General features: G+C 36.7%; 17 protein-coding genes. 10 read left to right on the forward strand and 7 right to left on the reverse strand.

Annotation, left to right across the window (positions count from 1 at the left end; translation table 11 throughout):
• Positions 1-263: 263 nt before the first annotated feature.
• From DSM106972_RS04325 to DSM106972_RS04340, 5 genes are all read left to right on the forward strand, one after another.
• The gene (locus DSM106972_RS04325; RefSeq protein ID WP_325052153.1) at positions 264-650 is read left to right on the forward strand and encodes an SDR family NAD(P)-dependent oxidoreductase; all 387 of its coding nucleotides are present in this window, start codon (positions 264-266) and stop codon (positions 648-650) included.
• Positions 651-669: 19 nt separating this feature from the next.
• On the forward strand, positions 670-810 hold the full coding sequence (locus tag DSM106972_RS51165; protein ID WP_158632764.1) for a hypothetical protein: 141 nt from the start codon (positions 670-672) through the stop codon (positions 808-810).
• Positions 811-989: 179 nt separating this feature from the next.
• A complete protein-coding gene (locus DSM106972_RS04330) occupies positions 990-2492 on the forward strand; it encodes a hypothetical protein (RefSeq protein WP_127079219.1) in 1503 nt (500 codons plus the stop codon).
• 102 nt (positions 2493-2594) lie between these two features.
• Positions 2595-3635: a DUF1822 family protein gene (locus DSM106972_RS04335; protein ID WP_127079221.1), complete on the forward strand. Its 1041-nt coding sequence runs from the start codon at positions 2595-2597 to the stop codon at positions 3633-3635.
• 255 nt (positions 3636-3890) lie between these two features.
• Positions 3891-4583: a hypothetical protein gene (locus DSM106972_RS04340; RefSeq protein WP_127079223.1), complete on the forward strand. Its 693-nt coding sequence runs from the start codon at positions 3891-3893 to the stop codon at positions 4581-4583.
• Positions 4584-4630: 47 nt separating this feature from the next.
• Here the strand turns inward: DSM106972_RS04340 and DSM106972_RS04345 are convergent, their stop codons facing one another.
• The 4 genes from DSM106972_RS04345 to DSM106972_RS04360 all read right to left on the reverse strand — a co-directional run bounded on the left by DSM106972_RS04345 (position 4631) and on the right by DSM106972_RS04360 (position 11657).
• Positions 4631-9280 carry an nSTAND1 domain-containing NTPase gene (locus DSM106972_RS04345; RefSeq protein ID WP_127079225.1) on the reverse strand — a complete coding sequence of 1550 codons (4650 nt, stop codon included), beginning with the start codon at positions 9278-9280 and terminating at the stop codon, positions 4631-4633.
• A gap of 847 nt (positions 9281-10127) precedes the next feature.
• Entirely contained in the window at positions 10128-10319 is a 192-nt protein-coding gene (locus DSM106972_RS04350) for a high light inducible protein (RefSeq protein WP_127079227.1), read from the reverse strand.
• 183 nt (positions 10320-10502) lie between these two features.
• Positions 10503-11207: an excalibur calcium-binding domain-containing protein gene (locus DSM106972_RS04355; protein ID WP_127079229.1), complete on the reverse strand. Its 705-nt coding sequence runs from the start codon at positions 11205-11207 to the stop codon at positions 10503-10505.
• A 132-nt stretch (positions 11208-11339) separates the two neighbouring features.
• Complete coding sequence (locus DSM106972_RS04360) at positions 11340-11657, reverse strand: SH3 domain-containing protein (protein WP_127079231.1); 318 nt, start codon at positions 11655-11657, stop codon at positions 11340-11342.
• A 162-nt stretch (positions 11658-11819) separates the two neighbouring features.
• On the opposite strand from DSM106972_RS04360, the gene DSM106972_RS04365 reads away from it, so the two are divergent.
• The 4 genes from DSM106972_RS04365 to DSM106972_RS04380 all read left to right on the forward strand — a co-directional run bounded on the left by DSM106972_RS04365 (position 11820) and on the right by DSM106972_RS04380 (position 17590).
• Positions 11820-14675, forward strand: a complete 2856-nt coding sequence (locus tag DSM106972_RS04365; RefSeq protein WP_233787591.1) for a cyclic nucleotide-binding domain-containing protein — start codon at positions 11820-11822, stop codon at positions 14673-14675.
• 495 nt (positions 14676-15170) lie between these two features.
• Positions 15171-15815 (forward strand): ferritin-like domain-containing protein, encoded by a 645-nt coding sequence (locus DSM106972_RS04370; RefSeq protein ID WP_233787589.1) that lies wholly within the window; start codon positions 15171-15173, stop codon positions 15813-15815.
• Between the two features lie 25 nt (positions 15816-15840).
• Complete coding sequence (locus tag DSM106972_RS04375; RefSeq protein WP_127079233.1) at positions 15841-17034, forward strand: MFS transporter; 1194 nt, start codon at positions 15841-15843, stop codon at positions 17032-17034.
• 76 nt (positions 17035-17110) lie between these two features.
• Complete coding sequence (locus DSM106972_RS04380; RefSeq protein WP_325052145.1) at positions 17111-17590, forward strand: VOC family protein; 480 nt, start codon at positions 17111-17113, stop codon at positions 17588-17590.
• Here DSM106972_RS04380 and DSM106972_RS04385 read toward each other — a convergent pair.
• Together DSM106972_RS04385 and DSM106972_RS04390 are read right to left on the reverse strand one after the other, a co-directional pair.
• On the reverse strand, positions 17585-18277 hold the full coding sequence (locus DSM106972_RS04385; RefSeq protein WP_127079235.1) for a HEAT repeat domain-containing protein: 693 nt from the start codon (positions 18275-18277) through the stop codon (positions 17585-17587). The two genes, DSM106972_RS04380 and DSM106972_RS04385, sit on opposite strands and share 6 nt — an antisense overlap.
• A gap of 183 nt (positions 18278-18460) precedes the next feature.
• Positions 18461-21391: a WD40 repeat domain-containing protein gene (locus tag DSM106972_RS04390; protein WP_127079237.1), complete on the reverse strand. Its 2931-nt coding sequence runs from the start codon at positions 21389-21391 to the stop codon at positions 18461-18463.
• 326 nt (positions 21392-21717) lie between these two features.
• Between DSM106972_RS04390 and DSM106972_RS04395 the strand changes: the two genes are divergently transcribed.
• On the forward strand, positions 21718-22839 hold the full coding sequence (locus DSM106972_RS04395; RefSeq protein WP_127079239.1) for a serpin family protein: 1122 nt from the start codon (positions 21718-21720) through the stop codon (positions 22837-22839).
• A 341-nt stretch (positions 22840-23180) separates the two neighbouring features.
• Here the strand turns inward: DSM106972_RS04395 and DSM106972_RS04400 are convergent, their stop codons facing one another.
• Positions 23181-24269 carry a fatty acid desaturase family protein gene (locus DSM106972_RS04400; RefSeq protein WP_170213551.1) on the reverse strand — a complete coding sequence of 363 codons (1089 nt, stop codon included), beginning with the start codon at positions 24267-24269 and terminating at the stop codon, positions 23181-23183.
• Between the last annotated feature and the right edge of the window lie 138 nt (positions 24270-24407).

Here is a 24407-nt window from a genome sequence, read left to right on the forward strand (position 1 = left end):
TAAGTTCGTACTGTTTAAGTGAGATATATAATAGTTGTTTTGACTATTGCAGAATATAAGGGTTCCTGTAAAAATTAATAATATTATTATAGTCCTTTTCATCGCTTTGTGCTTTAACTCGTTGCACTTATTTATATGGTTACTATTTTTAAAATATGCAGTATAGTAGCCTGTCTAAGTATTGATGTATAAACTATGTCTAGTAAAAATCAAACAGTATTGATAACAGGTCATAAAGTGGTATTGGTTTAGAAACGGCAAAAATATTTTCTAGTCAGGGTTGGAACGTAGTCGCAACGATGCGGAACCCCATCGTAATAGGTACTTCAGTACCAAATATATTGTGCTTACCATTGGATGTAACGCGAAGTGAGACGATAGAACCAGCGATTACAGCAGCGATAGAAAAGTTTGGCGCCATTGATGTTTTAATAAATAATGCGGGTTATGCGTTGATAGGCGCCTTTGAAGCGTGTACATCTGAAGAAATAGAGCGGCAATTTGCGACGAATGTGTTTGGGTTAATGGCAGTGACACGTCCGATATTGCCACATTTTCGAGGGCGCCGACAAGGAATTATAGTAAATGTCGCTTCGATAGGTGGTAAAATAACGTTTCTACTATATAGTTCTTATCAAGGCTGTTATTAAAAATAATGCCGCAGGGTTAATGCTGTGGAGTCTACAAAAACAACCAGAAGGAACGCCATTAAACGATAACCCAACTCCTGAAATGGTAGCGAAAACAGCTTGTCAAGTTTTTAGTCTTTGCAATTGTGAGGCGCCATTATTTGAGATGACTAACAAATAATTATTGTAACCTCACCCCTAAAGCTACTTGAAACCTGATAGGGGCAGAAGTGTATAGGTATCAAAAACCATTACCTATATATAAATGTAGCTCTCGATTATGTCAATCAGAATATGGTCTTTGGAAAAAGGCTTTGCTGTTGACGTTACTGTTTATCATAGGAGGCTATTTGAAAAGCTATGATGATTCCGTCAAAATATTGGACAATATGGTTAATCGATTCTCCAAGGATTGAGCGCAATCAACTTCATAACGGTTATAGACCTAAGCAAATTAAGCAAGCTTTTGAGTTTATTCAATGCCAATTTCCCGATTTAGTTGGCAAAACTAGACTCTCTCCGCCAGATAACAAATACATTCAAACTACTTTGTGGAGGATGTTTTGTTCAACTGGTGATATTCAAAAGCGCGCGCTTGCTGGGTTATGTTTAAGGTGCTATGTGTCCGAACGAATCCTTATTACCTGCAAAACAATCCCTCACATCTACAACACCACTGCTCAAATCGGGTTTACTTATATTGATTTACTACCATGCGTCTTAAATGACGATGGTGCAGCACTGGTGATTTTAGATTGTGAAGGTAAAACCCAGTATATTTTAAATCATGACGGCACAACTAGACCAGTAGTCAAAGAAGCAGAGCTTTTTACCGTTGAAATTTTAGGAAAATTTAATCCTAATTTAGATTTTAACGAAAGCTTAGAAAATTGGACGATGCGATTAACTCGCCAAAATGAAAAGCTGAAATTAGTTTTATGGGACTTTGGCATAGGAACTGCCAGCGATTGGGGGTTATTATGTAAACATGTTTCCCGTTCTTTAGAACAGGTGTTACAAAAAGGAGACAGTGAAATTATAAAGGCATTTCAACAAGTTTATCAAAGAGACAGAATTAAATTACGCCAAAAAGGACGCTGTACGGAGCCAACGGCAAGCCAACAGTTAGAAATACTACAAATATTGCAGCAACAACATCAACATATCGTAATTAGCTCTGCAAAAGAACTTATTTATCATCTTAAACGCATTGCAGAAACATTGCGGCAAGAGATGCTATGTAAGAAAACGGGTAGCCCCAAAACAGTACCTACAGTAATTTATGATGCTAAGAGCGGAAATTATATTCCTCATCCAGAATTACCTTATTATATTGACCCAGACCCAGAAGATGTGGAATTAGAGCAATGGCAACAAAACTTTACAGATTGGTTAGATGAAGTTTTATATCAAGCAGTAGCAGAAGTCATCCCCCAGCGCATTCAAGATTTAGAAAAAAGCAAAGGGTACAAAAACTTTGCCCATCGATTTCCTGAAGGGTTACAATATTACTACCACGAAAGTAAATCTTTGAGTGAAATTGCTAGAATTTGGGGAATAGAGTGGAGTCGAGCTAGGCGAATTTTTCAACTAGATAACTTCTTGGAAATTATTCAGTATCGAACCGAGGAGAAATTTATAGAGAGACTTTTGCAAGTACTTAATCAATCTCAGTTCAAAAAAATATCTCATGATTCGGAGCATTTTAAAAAAGTTGCTGTGGAAACTAGAGAATTTATCTGGAATAAAGTATTCAAAGATGCCAAAGCGGAAACTTTAGCAGGTAAAAATTTGAGTAGAAACAGCTTAGTTGCTCAAAAGATACGTACATATCTTGATTATTTAAATATTTTAGTAAGTTAAACATTTTATAGTTAATATGTAAATTAGTTATGCTTTAATTAAAATGTCTAAAAATTAAAAATAATTGACGTATTTACCAGCAACGTAAAATAGGAGAAGCAAATGTCACCTAAAGTTATTTGGATAGAGCCAGAATCTGTTGATGAAGCTCAAAGATTGACCGATATAAAAACCACTGAAACAAATCAGTGGCAAACATACTTAAATAAATTAGCAAGACTTGAGATTGAAAAGTGGCTAAGAGAGCGAATTCCAGATGTTAAAATTAGTCATAATAACTGGGATGTGGCATTTGATAATATTTCTTACCTTAGTGCCAGCGAATTTATCCTTTGCTTAATTACCGTTGATAATCTGATTAACGATTTTGTTACAGTTACGAAAAAAATTATTACCTCTGTTGAAATGAATGCTCATTTCTATGTCTTACTTGAAATATTAGAAGAAGAACAACAATTAAATATTCATGGTTTTTTGCGTTATGATGAACTGTTCAAATACTGTCAAAATAAAAATGTAACATCTCTGCCAGATGGATTTTATCAGCTTCCGTTGTCTTTGTTTGACAGAGAGTTAAATAATCTTTTGCTCTACACTCGTTTTTTAGAACCATCAGCAATTTTCTTAAAAGCAACTTCTAATAGTGCAAATGCTCTAGCTCCAGTTAAGACTAAAATTGATCAAGTTTTAATTAACTTGAGTAAATGGTGCTATGGAATAGTTGAAGAAGCTTGGCAGTCTACAGATTTAATATTAAATCAGGTTTCGGGAGACTCAACTTGGGGTTATGTTAGAAGCCAGTCAAGAAATAATCAAATATCACAAGCCAAATTATTTGATTTAGGACTGCTACTACAAAATAAATCTTTAGCTTTAATTATCAATCTTAAAGACGAAGAAAATCGAGAAAAAAGCGTTTTAGTACAAGTTATTCCTAATCCTGAGAAGCAACAAATTTTACCACATGGCTTGAAATTGAAAGTTATTCTTTATCCTAATACTCCTGAATCTGTAAGTCAGGAAGCTGTTGCTAGAGAATCTGACCAAGTTATTCAGTTAGAATTTAGTGAAACACCCGGTCAACAGTTCCAGGTTGAAGTTAGCTATCAAGATGCAATGATTACTGAATATTTTGTATTGTGATTGAGCTATTCATTTAATATTTTTAGTTTTTTAAAATTTATGATTACGGCGCCTCAACATTGATTAAAGCTGTTCTGTTTCTAACACTGACTCATTCAAATGTATAACAAGTGTATAAGTTGATTCAACTCATACCTATCAACAATTAGAAGTGACAAAACAGCAACTAACTTAAGCTTTTTATTCTAGTAAATTAAAACTTATTTAATCAAGATGAACGTTCTGATGAACATTAAATATGAGTCAAAAAACTCTATGACTTCATTCCTTGCTACAAAATTATCTGCTGTCGGGCTAATTATATGCTCGTCTTTAACTCCATTATTTGTCACATCTGAATCGAGTTACGCTGAGAGTAATTTTAAAAATAATAATGATTTTGCGCTTACAAAACAAAACTCGAAGGCTAGAGGAAATTTCTCAGATTTTAAGCATCAACTTGCACGCAGGGAAACAGGAGAAGCAAATCCATCTTATAATAATACTAAAAACCAATGGGGTTTTATCGGTAAATACCAATTTGGAGAAGCTCTATTAATTGACCTTGGGTACTATCAGGCTCAAGTTTACTATGGCGATGGCAAAGGCACCGATAGAAACTATTGGCGAGGAACATGGACAGGAAAAGATGGCATTAATAGCAAGCAAGATTTTTTGAATAATAAGAATAATGCACAAGAAAGGGCTATTAATCAGGCTTTTAAGTTGCAGTTGAGCCGTCTTAACGCTGAACTTCAACAGAATGGACGTTCTGTGCGAGATTTTCTTGGAAAGCGCATTGGACTAAGAGGGACAGTAGTTACTGTTTCCGGACTTTTAGCAGCTTCTCATCTACGTGGTCCAGGAGCAACGGCACAAATGCTGCTTAGGGGTACAGATAGTAGGGATGAAACGGGCACTTCTATTTTCACATATCTAGAAGAGTTTGCCGGATACCAAATTAATTAGTTACTTAAAGAAACCCGGTTTCAACGAAGAAAACGGGTTTCTGGTTTCTACATACCGACACCGTTACACATCGCGCGCTCTTTTTCATTAACTGTGGGATTGTTTTTTAGATAGTCACGCACCCAATTACAACCATCAATTAGTAGCTGATTTGGTTGTAAATCTAAATTCCATAGAATTAACTTTCCACTGTGGTCACCTGAAGCAAGGGTACGGCCATCTGGGCTAAAATTGAGACTTAAGATAGAATCATCGTGCCCTTGATAAGTTTTCAGTTCTTTACCTTCAAGATTCCAGAGTTTAACTGTCTTATCTAAACTAGCAGTTGCAAGTGTTTTGCCATCCGGACTAAACCTGACACGAAATACTCCAGAGTTATGCCCTTTAATAGTTGTAATTAATTTACCTTCTCTAGTCCAAAGTTTAACTGTTTTATCTTCACTGGCAGTAGCAATAATTTTGCCATCTGGACTAAAACTGACACTATGAACTCCATCAGTATGTTTCTTAATAGTTGTAATTAATTTACCTTCTAAAGTCCAAAGCTTAACTGTTTTATCCCAACTAGCGGAAGCAATAATTTTGCCATCTGGGCTAAAAGTAACGCTATTAACTCCTTCCCCGTCTTCATATTTACCTTGTTTATGTGCATTAATGGTTTTGAGTCGGGCGCCATTCAAGCTGCGAATTTCTATACTACCATCATGACCAGCACTAGCTATGGTGTTGCCATCAGGACTAAAGCTTACTTGCCATATCCATTTTCCCTTATGCCCTTGGAAGGTTTTTATTTTCTCTCCTTGATGATTCCAAAGTATAATCTTACCATCATTGGTTGCGGTAGCTATTATCTGTCCATTTGGACTAAAACTGACATGAGTGAACTGACTATTATCTGCTTTTAGAGTTTGAATTAATTCACCTGATTTAGTGTGCAATTTAACGCTTTTATCTTTGCTAGCAGTGGCAATTTCTTTTCCATCAGGACTAAAATTGAGACTATAAATATTATTATTATGTGCTTGATAGATTTGATATTTCTTTCCTGCTATTTGCCAAAGTTTGGCAGTTCCGTCCTTGCTAGCTGTGGCTATTATACTTCCCTTTGGACTAAAATTAGCGCTCCATATCCAATCTTGGTGTCCTTTTAAGGTTTGGAGTTCTTCGCCGAATCCACTCCAAATCTTCACTGTTTTGTCAGCACTGGTGGTAACAATCTGCTTACCATCTGGACTATAACTTGCACTAGTAACAGAATTTTTATGAGAATCTAAATTTTTTATTAATTTTCCGTCACTGCTCCAAATTTTTGCTTTTTCATCTCGACTAGCGGTTACAATATTCTGACCATCAGGACTAAAATTAACGCTCCAAACCCAATCTTTATGTCCATCATTTCCAGCCAACGTTCGCAGTAATTTTCCATCTAAGCTCCAAAGTTTAACTGTTTTATCTTGGCTAGCGCTGGCAATAATATGACCATTATGACTAAAACTTAAATTTAAGATTGGCTGTTCATGTGCTTTGATACTTTTAATTAAGTTACCTTCAATATTCCAGAGTTTAATATATCCATTAGCATCAGCAGAAATAATTGTCTTGCCGTCAGAGCTAAAAGTCACGCTATAAACCTTGTTATCATGCCCTGTCAGGGTAGTAATTAATTTACCTTCATGCGTCCAAAGTTTAATAGTTTTATCCCAACTTGCTGTAGCAATTATCTTTCCATCTGGGCTAAATTTTACACTATTAACTAAATCAGTATGCCCTGTTAGCGTGGTAATTTCTTTACCTTCTAAACTCCATAATTTAACAGTTTTGTCCTTACTGGCAGTTGCAATAATATTGCCATCAGGACTAAAATTAACACATATTATTTCATCTTTATGCTTTTGTAATCGATTACGTTCCTGAGTTTTATAAAGTGCTTCTTGTAATAAAACATCATTTTCTTTTTGTATAGCAGCCCTTTCTTTAGCTTGGTAAAACACTAAATGGCTGAGTGTTCCATTGAGTTTTTTAGATGCTTTTAAACTTTCTATTAATGCATCAAAATCTTGACCCAAACTTAAAAAGGCTTTGCTTGATACGCTAATAGCTTTAATTTCATTCAAACGTGCATTTTGCCATTGCCACCAAGCGACTCCAGCAAATATCAAGGTTACTACTAAACCACCACTTAGTCCAAACATAATAAGTTTTTGCTTCCGGTTATGTTGGCGTTGTTCCTGTTGTTCATGTAATATGCTAGCGGTAATAAAATTTTGCTCTGATTGTGTTAATTGTTCTTCCCTTTCTTTATACCAGTCTACTGCTACAGCTAGGCGCCTGCCTTTTAATAATGCATCTGGATTTAAATTATGATTTTTCCAATCGCGCGCTTCTTGCTTGAGCCTTTCTTGCCAAATGCGAAACTCACGGTTAGCTTCTATCCACTCCCGCAAAGTCCCCCATTCCCAAATTAATGCTTCATGGATAATTTCTACCGTTTCTTCTGCTTTAACTTCATTTCTTCCTGTTACTAGTAAGCGTGCGTCTGCCAAGCATTTGACTAAACCCCAATTTTCTTCTCCTATCTCGTTGCGAGTTGCTACACGTCTAGTGTCTTCAGTCCCTTCTCCAGGATGCACTAATTGAATAAATATCCTTTCTGCTTGCTGTTTCTGTTGTTGAGACAGATTTTTTAATGCTTCCGAAGCATGTTTTGCTAAAGCTTTTTCTAAACCGCCAATTTCTTCATAAGCCTTATGAGTCAAATACCAATTTTTTTGTTTTGACCATAATTGAGTTAAGGCAAATTCTAGCAAAGGCAAACGACCAGGATGATTACCAATATCATTAATTAGTTTACTTGTTAAGCCCTCCTTCAGTTCCACCTTCATTTTTAAGGCTGGTTTTTCAATTACCGCTCGTAACTCCTCCTTATTCATTGAAGTTAGTAACAATGGAGTGTATTGTTGCAGAGCTTCTCCCATTGATTGATTATCAAGCACAATTCCTAAAAAATCTGCTCGCAGCGTCAACACCAGCGTCAACCTTGGAACGTTTCTTACTGCCATAAGCAGTGACTCTAAAAAACTGTAACGTTCTGAGTCGGCAGTAAGAGTGTAAAGTTCTTCAAACTGGTCTGCCACTAACACAAAACGCTTACATCCTGAAGAATTAATAATATTGTCGATAAAATTACATAATACTGTTTCATCATGTCGCAAGTTAACCTCAAATTCTAGTTCTGCTAACCTGCTTGCAATTTCTGCTGATGCTTCTGATTGTCGCTGTTCTAAAAATTTGCTCAACGCTATAGCCAAAGTATCAAACGGATTTTTTCCAGGACGAAAACTAATTATCTCTACATTACCAGTAGCTTGTAAACGAGGAATTAAGCCTGCAAATACGACAGATGACTTTCCACTTCCAGAAGCACCAACTACAGGAACTAAAGGTTTACTGTTGACTGCTTTTACTAACTTATTAATAAACTTCTCTCTACCAAAGAAGTAATCAGCATTTTCCTGACGAAATGCTGATAAACCCTGATAAGGACATTCGGGCACCTCACCAGAAAGTCCTCCCAAATCTTCCCAATTTGGTGCAGGAATTGTAGTATTTTTACAGATAATTGGCAACCAGCTTACCCCTGGTAATCGCTTTTCGATATCCTTGTCGTTTGCAAGTTCACAAAGCTTATCTCTTGCTTGCCGAACTGAATTAAACAAAGATTCACCTTGTGAAAAAGAATTCAAAAAATATTGAAGGAACTTTTGTGCTAATTTATCTGGTACTTCTTCGCGCCAAACGATAATATAAGGTAAGTTTAAATCTGCTAATTGCTTTGCTAAACCTAGCCCATCACAAGAATTAAAAATTGCTAATTTTAAGCCTTTGCTAATTGCTGCTTTAAGTGTCCTTTTGATTTCCGCTAAACTTAAACTATCGTTACGATTAATATTTATTATGCCTGTTTGACCATCACCTTTTGTTTCGCTATGACCCGCAAAAAATAGAATATCGCAGTCTTCTTCCCAAAGTGCATTAAAATCGGAACGATTGGGTTCTTTTAGAACGATAAGTTCTGCTGAACGTTTTTTCAATTTTTCAAGTAATTCTCTATCTGCACTCGTATCAATATTTGTACTATCTCCAAATATGCTAATAATTCTAGCTCTTCTAATTTTACCAGAAGTCGATGATTTCTCCGGTGCCGTAGTACTTGTAACAGGAGAGTGAAAACAAACAGCTGCTTCACAGAAAAACTTTTGAGCGAAAAAACTCCATTCCTGCCAAGGTAAACGATGTAAGATGTCTTTAGTTGAGAGGCAGGTAATTTTTTCGGTATGGATAAATAGACGAATATCTGATTGACAATTTTGTGGTAGTACTTGCTCTAATTTTAACTGAATAGGGTGAAGCCACTGATGAAGGTGATGGCATAAACCTTGAGCATAATTATCACAATTCATCTTGGATACATGAGTAACTTGGTTATTTTTAAAACCACCTCTTGAATGGTTCAGCAGTGAATAGTATTGCTCTTTCCAACGCTGGTAGGAAACTGAAATGTCTACATTTGGAGGTAATTGCACTTCAAGTTGCGTGATGTTACTCTCTGCATTTGCTACCATCACCTTAAGATTTACTTTAGGAAATCCAAATTTAAAGTTCCCGTCATCAAACTCCAAATTTACCCATGTTTCCATAAATAGCTACCATAGATTAACCGTTAGAAGCATAACTAAGTTGAGCCACTTAGCGTTAAACAGCAGTGTTGTAAAGCATCAAATAGTAAAATATAGCCCCTAAATCCACATTTTGATGCCATCTCTTAGTAAAAACACTTAACTAAAGTTAAGTTTTTAGCAAAATATTATTAAAATTTGTAAAGCTTTTGTTCCTATGCAATACTTAGAAAAATATTAATGTATAATTTATTACAAATATACTTGAATTTATGCAAAGGCGCCGGAAATAATAAGATTTTAAAGTACTATTCATAGTGCTATTTGATAAACACGCACCATATGCAACTTTATTCTTCGAGTTCTCTTATCAAGGTTAAAGTTCATAAAAAAGGTGGGCAATGTCTACCTTCTACTAATTACTAAGATTAGCCAAAATCAGAGAAGCTAGTTTTTATACAATCACCCGCGATGCAAATTCTGTAGATAGAAAAATATGTTTGTTGTAGAGACGTGACATGTCACGTCTCTACATGTGGATAATCAACCAGACATAATATTAGATTGTATTGACGGGCGCCTATAATTATACTAAAAACGGCTTAGAATTTGACTTTATAATAAGCATCAAAATCTTTTAGATGCTACCCTCCCTTTCAGGATATCTTCGATAACGGGAAAACTCCGTTTACGTGCCCGACTCATGACAGAAGTTTAGATTTTACCAGTTTGCAGGATATTTATCTCGTTATTTAATTCAATTTTAGTACTTGTAAAAACTATATTGAGAGATGTTTTGTGTCTTAGTTTAAAAACCTGACAGGAACACGTATGTCCCCATCAGGTTTAAATTAAAACTTGTAAAAGTTTAGAGAATTCCCCAGAAGTGTAAAAAGCCTTTACCGGAGAACAATTCAATTAAAACTGCTGCTAAAAAACCAATCTGAGCAAAGCGACCGTTCCAAATTTCTGATTGTGGTGTGAAACCCCAGACCCAAGCGTTACGGTCTTGAACTGGTGTATTGATGTTTGTGGTTTTTGTGGTTGTAGTATCTGGCATGATTAAGTATATTCTCTAGAAGTAATGTAAAGGTTTGTAAGCCTCTATTAAGAACTGTAACAGATTTTTACAAATAGTGTGTAGATTTATGTATTTGATATATTTGACATACTTATATTGACTATCAGTTTTTGTCTTATATACTGATAACCATTTTCAATAATTTGTGGTAAGTGGCTGTAATTAGTTTGATTCGCAGGCAATTCCGTCTTTGTCTTGGTCTAAGGCTTTTGCCCAAGGGTTGATTCGCACGTTAATATTACTGATGCCACGCGCGTTTAAATCTTGACAACTGCCTGATTGTTCTAAAATCACCTTATCTGTTGGAGTCGGCGCCTTTTGTGCTTTTTGTGTCTGTTGTGTGTTAGTATTTACGTTCTTAGATTGGGCGCCGCAGTTAGAAGCGCGGAATTCTGCGACCAAATTATTTGTTTTTGCTTGATTCTTAATAATATTTTGTTTAACAGCTTGGTAAAATTGTGATTCAGTAAGTTGTTCTGTGGCTTTTGGGTTGGCTAGAGCAACTGCCATTGCGGCTACTTTTATTCTATATTCTTCGTTAACTACACCGCAACCAATGGACGAACGTATGTTTTCTGCTAGTTTTTGGCTTGAAGGAATTGGCTTGTCTATGTTTGGTGCTATTGTGAGGGGTGTTTTTTGAGTCGTTAGCGGTGGTAATGGTGGTAGTGTTTGTATTATAGTTGGTGTAGGTATAGGAAGCGGTGGTAGTGTGGTTAATATTGTTGGGGTTGGCGCCACAGTTTCTATAACTTGAGATGTGGTTGTTGTGACTTTAGTTTCTGTACTAGTAGGTATTTGACTAGACTGTGGAGTTGTTTGACATCCGACTATTGCAAGCATTCCCAAAATTAATATCTTTTTCATATTAGTTCCTCCCAGCAAAAAGAAGCAGAGATTATAGATGATTATATAGTGGGGTTTAATATTGGCGCCTATCAAAGTTTTTAGCTGCGGAATGAGTATATCACTTTTTAGGCGCCGCGCGTTCAATATGCTTTATTGTTGAAAACATTTTAAATGTCTAGCAGCAACCCAACCGCTTCCTATTTGCCCATCGCGTCTTGGATATTCGATTTTTGCCCAATATGCATCTTTACTAAGTCCTGTAACAGTGACGATATAATTGTACGGAAGAGTTGTAACAATTCGTTTACCTCCTTGGATATATACGTATAATCCATTGGGGCGAGTTACTCTATAAGATTGACATACTTTTTGAGCTTGAACTGAGGGAGTTTGAATGGTCTCAATGGCTGCAAAGCTTGAGCTTACACCAATAACGAATAATCCAAGTTGAAGAATGAATTTACTCATAAATCCTACCAAAAAATATTATTGTTTAGTTGAAATAACGGGTAATAGCAGACGTACTTAGATGTACTTCCTACTTGTATTTATCTCTTCTAATACTGGCAAGCATTTATGCATTCTTTACAAATCGCAATATTTAGTTTTTGACAACCTCTTGGGATGATAATGACTAAATTGATGAAAATAGCTACTGAAAAAAACCCAAATATGCTACCACAATTTTCTGAACGGCAAATGCATTTTTCTCGCTGGGTACTAACGGTCGCATGGCTTTTGGTAATTGTCTCGTTATTTTACGACCCTTGGACTTCAGTATTGACGGCGCCAAATCACCCTTGGAGTCCTTTACGATTGCCCAATACTTGCATTCAAGTACAGGGAAAATGCTTGTCTGAACAGCCTTATCCTTTGGGCACTACTCTGTTTTGGGGCGCCATTGTTCCTAGTGCTATTTTTATATTATTAGTGTTTGGACATGAGGTGTGGCGCCGGATTTGTCCTTTGTCTTTCTTATCGCAAATTCCGCGTGCGCTCAATAAACAACGACAATTTAAACGAGAAAATGCCAAAACTGGTAAAGTTCGTTATGAACTGGCAAAAGTTAAGTCAGATTCTTGGTTGGGTAGAAATTATCACTACATCCAGTTTGGTTGGCTATTTGTGGGGTTGTGCGGACGAATTTTGTTTTTTAATGCAGACCGCTTAGTGCTGGCGTTATGGTTATTATTTACTATTGCTTGTGCGATTGGAGTTGGTTATTTTTATGCAGGAAAGTCGTGGTGTCAGTACTTTTGTCCAATGGCGCCTGTACAGAAGATATATAGTGAACCTGGTGGATTGTTTCGCACTAAAGCTCATACCAGCGACCAAACCATCACTCAATCGATGTGTCGCATTACTCTACCCGATGGTAAAGAACAAAGCGCTTGCGTTGCTTGCCAAAATCCCTGCATTGATATTGATGCCGAACGCAATTACTGGGATAGTCTGAATAAACCAACAGAAAGTTTTTTACGCTATGGGTATATAGGTTTAGTTTTTGGTTATTTTGTTTACTACTATTTATATGCGGGGAATTGGGATTATTATTTTTCAGGCGCCTGGGCAAGACAAACCGACCAACTTGCATCGCTTCTTAGTCCTGGTTTTTACTTATTTGGACAAACAATAAATATACCCAAAATTTTAGCAGTACCTTTGACATTAGGAGCATTTACTGCCGTAGCTTATTATTTAGGAAAAATTGCAGAAAAACAAATAATTTCCCTTAGTCGCCAAAGCTTTCCTAATCTTCATGTAGATGTAGTTCGCCACCGAATTTTTACTCTCTGCACATATATTATTTTTAATTTCTTTTTTATATTTGGTGGACGACCGATAGTTGCCACATTACCAGTTTGGGTACAATATATCTATGATTTAGGATTAGTATCACTAAGCACGCTTTGGGTTTATAAAACCTGGAACCGTAGTCCCGATTTATACTCACGTGAAAATTTAGCCAACCGTTTCCGCAAACAGTTAGTCAAATTGCAACTAAATGTTTCTCAATATCTAGAAGGACGCTCGCTTGATGATTTGAATACCCACGAGGTTTATATATTGGCAAAGGTGTTGCCAGAATTCACCAAAGAAAATCGCCATAAAGCTTATAAGGGAGTTGTACAAGAAGCTTTAGAAGAAGGATATGTTAACTATTCGAGTAGTTTAGAAGTACTGCAACAAATGCGCTTGGAATTAGGAATTACCGATGATGAACACCGGAAAGTTCTAGAAGAATTAGGAATTGAAAATCCTGAATTGCTCGACCCAGACCGTCAACGCACTTTAGAAAATCAAATTCGTTTGAATGGATATCGCAAATCCTTAGAACGCTTGATGTTATTACAACAACAGTCCAGCAACGAAAATTTTGACCAACTTCTACAACAAAATTCTAGTGAAATAGGCGCCTTAAGGCAACAGTACTTTATTACATCTCAAGAACAAGAGTGGATATTAAGCGGTTTATCTCCAGACGCAGGAGATAAACGACGTGCTGAGTTCCTATTGGCACAATTACCAAATTTAATTACCTGTTATCGTGTATTGAACCAGCCAATTATTCGCCAACATCAGGCAGTATTAACTCTAATAAAGGAAAGTATTTATCACAAAGAAGAACTGATTATTCGCTCAATTTTAGAAATTCTTGCAACACAACAAAATAGTCCCTTAGCGCTCAAGTTAGGTTTATCTTTAGGACAAATGTCATCATTCGTTTTGGTAGAATTGCTCGAAGCAGAACCTTGGAAACAACGTCTACACCCAGAAATATTGAGATATTTAACCCAACCCAGTAGTGAGTGGAACACTTGTTCTCTCGAATCTTCCCCATCAGAGGTGTTACAACATTTAGAAGCATTGCTGGGTGATCAAAATCCATCGCTCCAAGCAGCATGTCTTTATATCATTGCTCAACTCGAATCCGAACGAGGAAAAAGCATTGCCTGCCAATTTACTAGCGATAGCTCAAAAGTACTGAGAGAAACTTCTGAATTACTGTTATCTCTACCCGTCCCTTATCCCTCTTTAGATTCATTCCCGACTTTAGAAAAGGTAGTTTATTTATTCAACAGCGATTTCTTCCATCGAATGCATCCCGAAACATTAGTTTCCCTTGCAGAGCGGGCTGACGTTAAAACCTATACACAAAATCAAGCAATTACTGAGGCTGGTGATACTTGTCGAGAATTACTACTGTTGCTGAGTGGTGATGCAGAAATTCGTTACCAACTTACAGATGATGAAATTCGGGTTGAGAGTCTGCACCCAGGACAAACCTTAGACGAACTAGATGTACTAGCGCATAGTCAATCTAGGAATACAATTATTGCCAGCAGCCCAAAAACTCGTATTTTGGCAATTCCAGTACATACATTCGATGATTTACTAGATAGCGATAGCGATTTTGCTCGTCGCGTTCTTGAATTAGAGAGTCGGCAACTACAACGGTTTATGCGTTCTATCAATTCTCCCTAAGCAATTTTGACTTTGTGCAAAATTTTTATCTATCTGTAGACAGATGCTGGTAATATTAATTCAATTACCTAAATTATCCTGATATGTCCCAAGCGGGCAGGGATACTTAGATGGTAGATGCACCCTGATTCAATTTGACCTCAATCGTTTTAACGGTTGGGGTTTTTTTGCAAGGGATTATGAACGGATGTAACGGATGGTTGATTTGTTATAAACTGTAATTCGTTTGGCGCCTCTTCATCTTACAAACCATCCGTTACCAGATTTATCCTGATACAGTTAATTGCTTGACGAATACAAATATATAGATGCACCCTGATTAACCTCTAGTCCCCCAGTTACTTGTTAGCTGGGGTTTTTTTGTGATCAAAGGAGTAACTGTTTAGGGGCGCCGACTTGAGTGAGTAGTTATTGAACACAAATTGAACTGGATAGTGAATATTGGGTTAAGACAAACTAAATCTATCGAATTTAAAGTATTTTTTGTCTTTACATATGATGAACTATTCAAACGGGTTACAAAAATTGTCGCGTCGTGGAGTTGTGGTGAGTGGGGTAATTGCAGGCGCCGCTACAGCTTTAGGTTTGCCGCTAATTGGTGAAAGCGCTGAAGCGCTTACAACCAGCGCGAAACGGAATGATTTGAAAATTTTGAATAATGCGCTTTACTATGAGCATCAAGCTATTTGGGCTTATAGTTTTGCGGCAGGAAAGTTGACTAATACTGATGTTGGTAAAGCAGTTTTGGCTCTTGCGTTGCGTAACCAAGCTGACCATAAAAAACATCGTGATGCTTTAGCTACTGCTGTTAGTAGTTTGGGTGGTAATCCTGTTAAAGCTGAGTCTAGCTATGATGTTTCGTCTTATATCAAAAAGGGTGAAGGTAATATTGACAGTGATGTGAATATTGCTAAGTTGGCTCTGGCTTTAGAAGTTGATGCGGCAATTGCCTATACTTTGGAAGCTGCTAAACTCAAAACTCCTAAGTTAGTTACAGTTGGCGCCAGTATTGGCTCTACTGAGTCTGCACATGCTGCGGCAATTCGTGCCACTTTTAGAGCGTTGGGAGTTGGTATAGAGATTGTGCCAGCAGCTTTTGTCAGCGTGGAAACTCGTAATGCTTGGGTATTGAAAGTGTAATTTGTAAAAATAAAACCTAACCAATATGCAGTTCAGAGTTTCTCAATCATCTATATTATGGCGCCAAGTTGTAGGATTATCGGCAATATTAGCGGCAGTAATGTTTAGCTGGATGGCTTATAGTCTTTATCAACCCAAGATTCTCCAAGAATTGGGGTTTGTCAAACTTGCTGCATGGTTAGGAATTATTCAGGGGTTTTTAGGTGCAGTGCTTGAACCTTTCGTTGGAAGTGTTTCTGACCAAATTCAACGACGCTTTGGCAGTCGTTTACCAGTTATTACTACAGGTGTGACGTTAGCAGGGTTAATTTTTGTTGCGGTTGCAATATTGTTGCAATGGCAAATACCTGTTGTCATTCGTCCTTTTGTTCCTGTGTTAATGACTTTGTGGGTAATGTCAATGATTGTATTTCGGGGGCCAGTGGTTGCTTTACTCAGACAAGCTGCACCTTTAGCTGCTTTACCCCAGGCAAATATGCTACTGACCGTTGTATTTGGATTAGTTGGCGCCTTATCTCCAATTATGACTGGTTTTCTCAATAGTATTGGTGGTTCTATTACTTTTATTTTAGGCGCCATTTCTTTAACTATTGGCGCCACTGTTTTATATACTTTGACTAATAGAGATGTTTTATTTATAAATATTGAAGCTAGCAAATCTTTTATATCACTTAAAAATATTAGTATAATTTTTACAATTGGTTTAGGAGTTGGTTTAGAAATAAATTTACTGCTGAGAACTTTTCCTAAGATTATTCAACACTTATCTGGTATTCAAGCTAATTGGATTATATCAGGTATATTACTGCTTTCTGCTTTGACTGTAGTGCCCGCTGCAACATTGACTACTAAGTTAGGCGCCAAGTTAGCAATGAAACTAGGAATGTTAATTATTGTAATCTGCCTAGCCTTACTTTTATTTCAGTTGGGCAGTATGTTAGCGATAGGACTAATTTTAGTTGCTGGATTTGGTTTTGGATTAGTTTTTGAAAGCCAAATTCCTTTAATTTTAGGAATGGTCGCTAGTGATAGAGCAGGTTTGGGGACGGGTTTATACTTTGGTGGAATTGGTGCAGCTGGCGCCTTGATTTCAATTTTGTTACAATTAGTAAACTCCATTACACCTTTAAATCAACTTATTTGGGGCGCCGTGTCATCTCTTATTGTAATTTTATGCTTGGCAAATAATAAGATTTCCAACTTATCAGAGAAGTCATAAATTTCAATCTTTATAATAGTGTTTATAGACAGAAACCTGGTTTCTTCGCTGATAGCATGTAATAAAAATAATGATTATGCATAGAAACCAGGTTTATTTGCGATTTTATCATATATTATCTGGAGGCATTACCGTAATGATTGATATTGGACTTACTCATATAGCACTCCCTGTATCAAACCTGGAACGAAGTGTTAAGTTTTATTCTACCTATGCTCAAATGCAAGTTATTCATCAACGTATTGATGTAGAAACAGGTGTTGCTGTTGCTTGGATTTCTGACAATACTCGTCCTTTTGTAATTGTTTTGATTCAAAAAGATTCAGTACATCCCGTTCTTTCTCCGCTTGCTCATCTTGGGGTTGGTTGCAAAAGTCGCGAATATATGGATTCTTTATGTGACAAAGCACGACAAGAAGATTTATTAATTCAAGAACCTAAAGATTCTGGCTATCCAATTGGTTATTGGGCTTTTTTGCAAGACCCAGATGGTCATACGCTTGAACTATCTTATGGGCAAGAAATTGGCTTGGTTGTAGAAAACAATTCCTTATGATTTAATTTTAGGCGCCTTAGATATAAGCGAGAGAGATGCTGTCACTCTATTTATTGGCTCTGTAGCAAATTTTCTACGTGGATTTTGTAGAACTCTTAAGCTAGTCTTTAATTCTGATATAACAATTTTTCTTTCAGACTCAGATAAAGACTCAAATAAAGGTTCAGATAAAGATAGCGGGGTAATATTAGTTTCTTTGTGGAGATTGGCAGCAATTTCTCCGATGTATGTAGCAGCAATATTAGCGACGTCTTTATCAGAATCATTAAGTGCAACCCGCAGAGCAGATAAAATTTTAGTTATTGGTATATTTATACTTCTTAAAGCTATAGCTGCATGGATACGCTCCCATTTACCTGGGTCATGTTGAAGCATTTTGATTAAAGCTGGGACTGCTTTTGTTGCTTTTTGTTTCATCAAACCCAATTGCCAAGCGGTACCGCGACGCATTAAATGGTTTGGACTTTCTAGTCTTTTTATGAAATCAGCTACGCATTGAGCATCATCATGACTGCAAGACTCAGGATTTTTATATTCAAGAAGCGACCTAGGTGATTCCGACGTATCTGGAAGTATTGGAGCTTCTGGAATTTTTGGTGATGAAGATTGTGCAAGAACATGACTTCCTAAACCAAGGAATGTCATGAGTGAGAAAAAAAGAATCCTAGATTTCTGCAAGTTTTTCATAGTTTTATTTTGTTGTTACTTATATTTAATTTTTTACCACTTAACAATGAATACTATATTGCAATTGAATTAAGATGTAAAGGTTTGAGGCGCCTTTCGGTTAAATTTGGCGCCTTGATATGTGGTTTAAATTCTAGATTTGTTTAATTGCGGAATTTAGCGTTGCGAACCATAACATATACATCAAATATCAAAATTGATATTCCAGATTTTAATTGTATTATCTATACTGGCAGAAATCAAGGTTTTGCCGTCTGGACTCCAAGCCACATCTGTTACTGCAAGGCTATGTCCTGTTAGGGTTTCAATTAATTCACCTGTGGTTGTATTCCAGAGTTTGATGCTATTGTCTGCACTTGTAGAAGCGATAATTTTACTTTTTGGCTTCCAAGCTATACCTGTGACTACATCTACATGTCCAGTTAAGGTTTTAAGTAATTTTCCTGTGGCTGTATCCCAGAGTTTGATTGTATTATCCTCCCCTCCAGAAGCAAGAGTTTTACTGTCACCACTCCAAGCGATTTTCCATATATTATTGGTATATTCAGTTATAGTTTTGATTAATTTTCCTGTGGTTGTATTCCAAACTTTGATGTTATTCGTCCAAGAAATAGTGTCTGGATCATGGAGATTTTCACCATCGATTCCTGTAGAAGCAAGAGTTTTACCGTCAGCACTCCAAGTAACATTTCTTAGAGAATCACTATATGCATTCACGGTTTTAATTAATTGACCTGTGGCTACATTCCAAAATTTAATGGTTTTGTCTGAACTGGCGGAGGCAAGAGTTTTACTGTCGGCACTCCAAGTAATATCAACAACTGTATATTTATGCCCAGTCAAAGTTTGAATTAATTTACCTGTAGTCGCATCCCAAAGTTTGATAGTTGTATCTGCGCTAGCTGAAGCAAGTGTCTTATTATCAGGACTCCATGTTACATCTAAAACAGCATTATTATGTCCAGTTAGGGTTTGGATTAATTTACTTGTGGATGCATTCCAAAGTTTGATGGTTTTGTCTAGACTGGCAGAAGCAATAGTTTTACCGTCGCTACTCCATGCCACACTATTAACAACATCGCTATGTCCAATTAATGTTTTGTTTTCTTTCGTTGGTTTGTTTGTAATTAACTCTGTTTCATTTTTAGCAAAGTTATTAAAATCTATATCCCAGATTTTAATGGTTTTGAATGCCTTTCCAGAAGCTAGTTTTTTACCATCGCGACTCCAAGCTACATTCCAAGACACAGGTATATTGATGCCAACAGTTTTGAGTGATTTACCTGTGGATACGTCCCAAAGTTTAATAGTTTTGTCTTGACTTACAGAAGTAAGATTACCATTATTATTCCAAACGACATCAATAACTGTACTGCTATGTCCAGCCAAGGTTTTAATTAATTTACCTGTAGATATATCCCAGAGTTTGATGGTTTTATCGCCACTGGCAGAAGCAAGGGTTTTACCGTCATAACTCCAAGCCATACCGTTAGTAAAAGTACCATCTGGTACGTCATTAACTCCTACATTGGTATGTCCTGTCAAGGTTTTGATTAAATTACCCGTGGTTTTATCCCAGAGTTTGATGGTATTATCGTTAGCCGCAGAAGCTAGTATTTGACCGTCTACGCTCCAAGCTACACTACTGATGTAAGAATTACTATGCCCTGCTAAGGTTTTAATTAATTTTCCTGTGGTTGCATCCCAAAGTGTTATGGCGCCATCATTTCCTGCAACTGCGAGAGTTTTACCGTCTGCGCTCCAAGTTAAACCATTACTTGCTTTACTTGTAAAAGTTTTAATTAATTTACCAGTGGTTGTATCCCAAATAATAACTTCGCTCCCATTACTAGAAGCAAGGGTTTTATTGTCAGCACTCCATGATACGTTTAAGGCGCCATATTTGTGTCCACTCAGGGTTTTAATTAATTTACCTGTGGTTCCATCCCAAAGTTTAATGGTTTTATCGCCACTAGCAGAAGCAAGAATTTTACCGTCATAACTCCAAGCAGTATCATCAACGTCACTGCTATGCCCATTTAAAGTTACTTTTTCTGTAACTTCTTCATCTTTGACTAAATTATTTAAATCCCAAAGTTTAATAGTTTTGTCTTGGCTTGCAGAAACGAGAGTTTTACCATCCTGACTCCAAGATACACTCATAACAGGATTATTATGTCCAGCTAGGGTTTTTATACGTTTACCCGTGGTATCCCAAAGTTTGATTGTATTATCCACACCCGCAGAAGCGAGAATTTTGCTATCTCTACTCCATGCTACACTTGTGGCGCCGTAACCGTGTCCATAAAGGTTTTTGATTAATTCACCTGTAGTTGCGTTCCAGAGTTTGATAGTTTGGTCATCGCTAGCAGAAGCAATCATTTTACCATCGCCACTCCAAGCGACACTGCTGAGATAACCCATATGTCCATAAAGAGTTTTGAGTCGCTTACCAGTAGTAACATCCCAAATAGCAGTACTATCTAAGCTTGCAGCAGCAATGTTTTTGCCGTCGGGACTCCAAGCTACACCAACAACTGCATAGCTATGATTTAATGTTTGAATTAATTTACCTGTAGTTGCATCCCAGATATTGACGTTGTTATCTAAACCACTAGAAGCAATAGTTTTACCGTCTGGACTCCAAGCTAAACTGCGAATACTATTATGTTTTGCTAAGGTTTTGATTAAGTTACCTGTGGATACATCCCAAAGTTTGATGGTGTCGTCGAAACCGCTAGAAGCAATAGTTTTACCGTCTGGACTCCAAGATATAGTATTGGCGCCGCCATTATGCCCAGTCAGAGTTGTGATTAACTTATTCGTGCTTGCATCCCAAAGTTTAATACTGTTATCGTGGCTTGCAGAAGCAATAATTTTGCCGTTGGGACTCCAGGTAACAGCATTGACGACATTGCTATGACCAGCTAAAGTTCTTGGTTCTGTTGTCATAATTTGATTGTTTGCTATTAAACTTTTGCTTTGACTGAAAATTGTTTGAGAATAACTTATTTGTGCTTGACAAGATAAAGTTATAGTGAGTGCAGCTACTCCAAACCCCACTGCAATATTTTTACTACAATTAACCATCTCAAAAAATCTTCGTAAATCCATAGCTATTGCCGTTTATAAAAAGCAAATATTGATGCTGATATGTAGTATGAGCATACAATTCGCTGCTTTAGTGTTGTTATTCTCAATATACTTCTATAGCTTTCTAAACAAGTATTCCACTTGTGCAGGAATATAAACTGTCATTAGCCATGTAGCGAGCATTATTCAATATACTTCACCCTACTTCACCCTACTTCGTAATCTATACAAATAGTTTTTAATTTTAGGCGCCGGAGATATTAGAATTATTTTCATAGCTATAAATAGCCATTTCTAGACTTGCACAAAACTTATGTACTATATCTTTAATTTTCTACATGTATAATATGGTTGTAAATAAATTAATTTCAGCATACGAAAGCTTTAGTTTCCAGTTACTATTGCTATTACTAAAACAAGACCCTAACACAAACGTGTTTATATCGCCTTTTAGTGTAGCAATAGCTTTTGCAATGGTGTATAATGGTGCGCGCGGAACAACAGAGCAAACAATCGCTAAGGTTTTAGGATTCAAAGGGTTAAATATACAAGAAATTAATGCCGCTAACAAATTCCTAATGTCAATAGGAAACAATACTGATACTCATAACCAATTAGGATTTGCAAATTCACTCTGGGTAAGACCCGATATTTCACTAAATAATAATTTTGTTCAGCAACTACAAGAAGCTTATAATAGCAAGGTTGCAAATCTAGATTTTCCTCATCCCGGCGCCGCTATAACTATAAATCAATGGGTAGAAGAGAAAACTCAGGATAAAATTAAACAATTAGTTACACCAGATGACATTGTAAACGCAATTTTAGTTCTAATTAATACAATTTATTTTAAAGGAACATGGACGTATCTATTTGATAAACAGAAGACAAAAGAGCAAAGTTTTTCCTTACCCGATGGTAGCCAGAAGTCACACCCTATGATGTCACAGTCAGGGCAATATCTATATTACGAAACTGAAAAATTTCAGGCTGTCAGCTTACCTTACGGAGATAGGCGCCTTAGCATGTACATTTTTCTTCCCAAATTATCATTTTCGATAAAAGAATTTCAACAGCTTCTCACTGTGGAAAATTGGCGAAGCTGGATATTTCAGTTTAATGAAATGGAGGGCGATATTGTTCTGCCTCGTTTCAAGATTGAATATGGCAAAATTTTAAATGATGCTTTGATTAATCTTGGTATGGGCGAAGCTTTTTCTGTTGATGTCAACTTTGAAGGTATAGGAGCGGGAAATTTAACAATTAGCAAAGTTATTCATAAAGCGATTATTGAGGTTAACGAAGAGGGAACTGAAGCTGCTGCTGCGACTGCTATTACAATGGTAAGAAGTATGGGGTTTACGTCTAAATTTAGAATGATTATTGACCGCCCGTTCTTTCATGCAATTCGCGATAACCAAACTGGCGCCTTGCTATTCATGGGTTTTGTTTTTAACCCAGTAGAATAAATACAAAAAAGACGCAATTTATCATAGCGTTGAAAACCATATTGGCAACGGATTATTAACGGATGTAACGGATAGTTTATTTTATCGAGCCAATATTTTTGTGCCTAATATACTGGGGACGGATTACAATTTTACTTTTAAATAAAGTCAAAATCTTAAAGATGCTACCCTACCCTTCGGGATATCCTACCCTGCGGGAAAACTCCGTTTACGGATAACGCGAAAACTGCGTTAACGTTCCTCAGCATGACGTGAGATGCTTCGTTCCTCAGCATGACATTAGTACATATTTTACCCGTTTACAGTATAACTTATCCGTTACATCCGTTATATCCGTTGCCCTAGTTATCTATCAGTGGACAAGGAACGGATTTTTTACCAGACCAATCAGTGAAATGATTATTATTTCGATAATGTCTAGGAGTTTGCATTAACAATGACCAAGCTTCTTTTACATCGATGAGATTATATTTTTCTGGGTAGTGTTGAATGAGTAATTGTTGCACTAAGGGATAGTAGTTGGAATTCATGCTTGGGAATATGTGATGTTCGGTATGGTAGGAAAAATTGAGATGCAGCAAATCAAATATTTTTGGCATTCTCAAAGAAAGACTGTTAACTAAAGGGTCGTTGACATCTGTCATTTCACAAATCATATGATTTGTATAAATGTAAAACATTGCTCCGGCATAACCAATGGCGATTGGTATAATATAAGCCAGTACTATTTTTAACAAGTCAAATTGTAAGTATGCTAAGATACTTCCATGAATTGCTATGATTCCTAACCATTCTATGGCTATTGTACGCCGTTCTTTGGCGCCTACTGTAAAGGCAGCAGGAACGTAATTGACAGATTTGCTATTAAATAATAATACAGAAGTTAAATTCCGAAAGTTGTGTACTGCCCAAGCTGATGCCATACCTAACATCAATCCAAATGGATTTACTTCTGCTGAGGGAACAAATTTATCTTGAATCCATTTTCCCCAAGTGTCTGGTTGGCTTGATAAATAGTTTCGGTCGGGGTCACCGAATGAATTGGTTTTGTTATGATGTTCTCGGTTGTGGACTGCTAGCCAAAATGTTGGTGGCATTCCTAGCATTGTCATTCCTAAAAAACCAAACGCATAAACTAAGCGAGGATTTTTGATGACGCTGTTATGGAGTAGTTCGTGAGAACTAAATAGTAATACTATTATGCTGTTGCCCATTATTAGAGATAATGGTAGGTATAGCCACAATAAGTATACGGGCCATTGATTTAAATAAGATGCTATACCCCAACCGAGAATCAATATTGCAATATTGATGAGTAGGATAGTTAGTTTATTTGAATTTTTTAGAAATGCTTCGTCTGGCAGTAGAGGACGTATTTGTTTTACGTATAATCCGTGCCGAATCAAATTTGGTTCGTTAGCAATTGTCATAAGGTATTTTTGGATTGTTTTGATAATTTGAGCTATGAAAATCAAAAATAAAGCGCCCAAATTTCGCTGTATATCCGTGATGGTTAGAGCAAAATACCTAGGTGTAATAGGATGTGCGTATCTAATTTTCGTTTCTGT

The sequence above is a fragment of the Dulcicalothrix desertica PCC 7102 genome (assembly GCF_003991905.1).
GTDB classification, from domain to species: domain Bacteria; phylum Cyanobacteriota; class Cyanobacteriia; order Cyanobacteriales; family Nostocaceae; genus Dulcicalothrix; species Dulcicalothrix desertica.

Coding starts and splice junctions, on each gene's coding strand:
- DSM106972_RS51165 (WP_158632764.1), top strand. CDS start 670: ATGCTGTGGAGTCTACAAAAACAACCAGAAGGAACGCCATTAAACGAT.
- DSM106972_RS04330 (WP_127079219.1), top strand. CDS start 990: ATGATGATTCCGTCAAAATATTGGACAATATGGTTAATCGATTCTCCA.
- DSM106972_RS04335 (WP_127079221.1), top strand. CDS start 2,595: ATGTCACCTAAAGTTATTTGGATAGAGCCAGAATCTGTTGATGAAGCT.
- DSM106972_RS04340 (WP_127079223.1), top strand. CDS start 3,891: ATGACTTCATTCCTTGCTACAAAATTATCTGCTGTCGGGCTAATTATA.
- DSM106972_RS04345 (WP_127079225.1), bottom strand. CDS start 9,280: ATGGAAACATGGGTAAATTTGGAGTTTGATGACGGGAACTTTAAATTT.
- DSM106972_RS04350 (WP_127079227.1), bottom strand. CDS start 10,319: ATGCCAGATACTACAACCACAAAAACCACAAACATCAATACACCAGTT.
- DSM106972_RS04355 (WP_127079229.1), bottom strand. CDS start 11,207: ATGAAAAAGATATTAATTTTGGGAATGCTTGCAATAGTCGGATGTCAA.
- DSM106972_RS04360 (WP_127079231.1), bottom strand. CDS start 11,657: ATGAGTAAATTCATTCTTCAACTTGGATTATTCGTTATTGGTGTAAGC.
- DSM106972_RS04365 (WP_233787591.1), top strand. CDS start 11,820: ATGACTAAATTGATGAAAATAGCTACTGAAAAAAACCCAAATATGCTA.
- DSM106972_RS04370 (WP_233787589.1), top strand. CDS start 15,171: ATGATGAACTATTCAAACGGGTTACAAAAATTGTCGCGTCGTGGAGTT.
- DSM106972_RS04375 (WP_127079233.1), top strand. CDS start 15,841: ATGCAGTTCAGAGTTTCTCAATCATCTATATTATGGCGCCAAGTTGTA.
- DSM106972_RS04380 (WP_325052145.1), top strand. CDS start 17,111: ATGCATAGAAACCAGGTTTATTTGCGATTTTATCATATATTATCTGGA.
- DSM106972_RS04385 (WP_127079235.1), bottom strand. CDS start 18,277: ATGAAAAACTTGCAGAAATCTAGGATTCTTTTTTTCTCACTCATGACA.
- DSM106972_RS04390 (WP_127079237.1), bottom strand. CDS start 21,391: ATGGATTTACGAAGATTTTTTGAGATGGTTAATTGTAGTAAAAATATT.
- DSM106972_RS04395 (WP_127079239.1), top strand. CDS start 21,718: ATGGTTGTAAATAAATTAATTTCAGCATACGAAAGCTTTAGTTTCCAG.
- DSM106972_RS04400 (WP_170213551.1), bottom strand. CDS start 24,269: ATGACAATTGCTAACGAACCAAATTTGATTCGGCACGGATTATACGTA.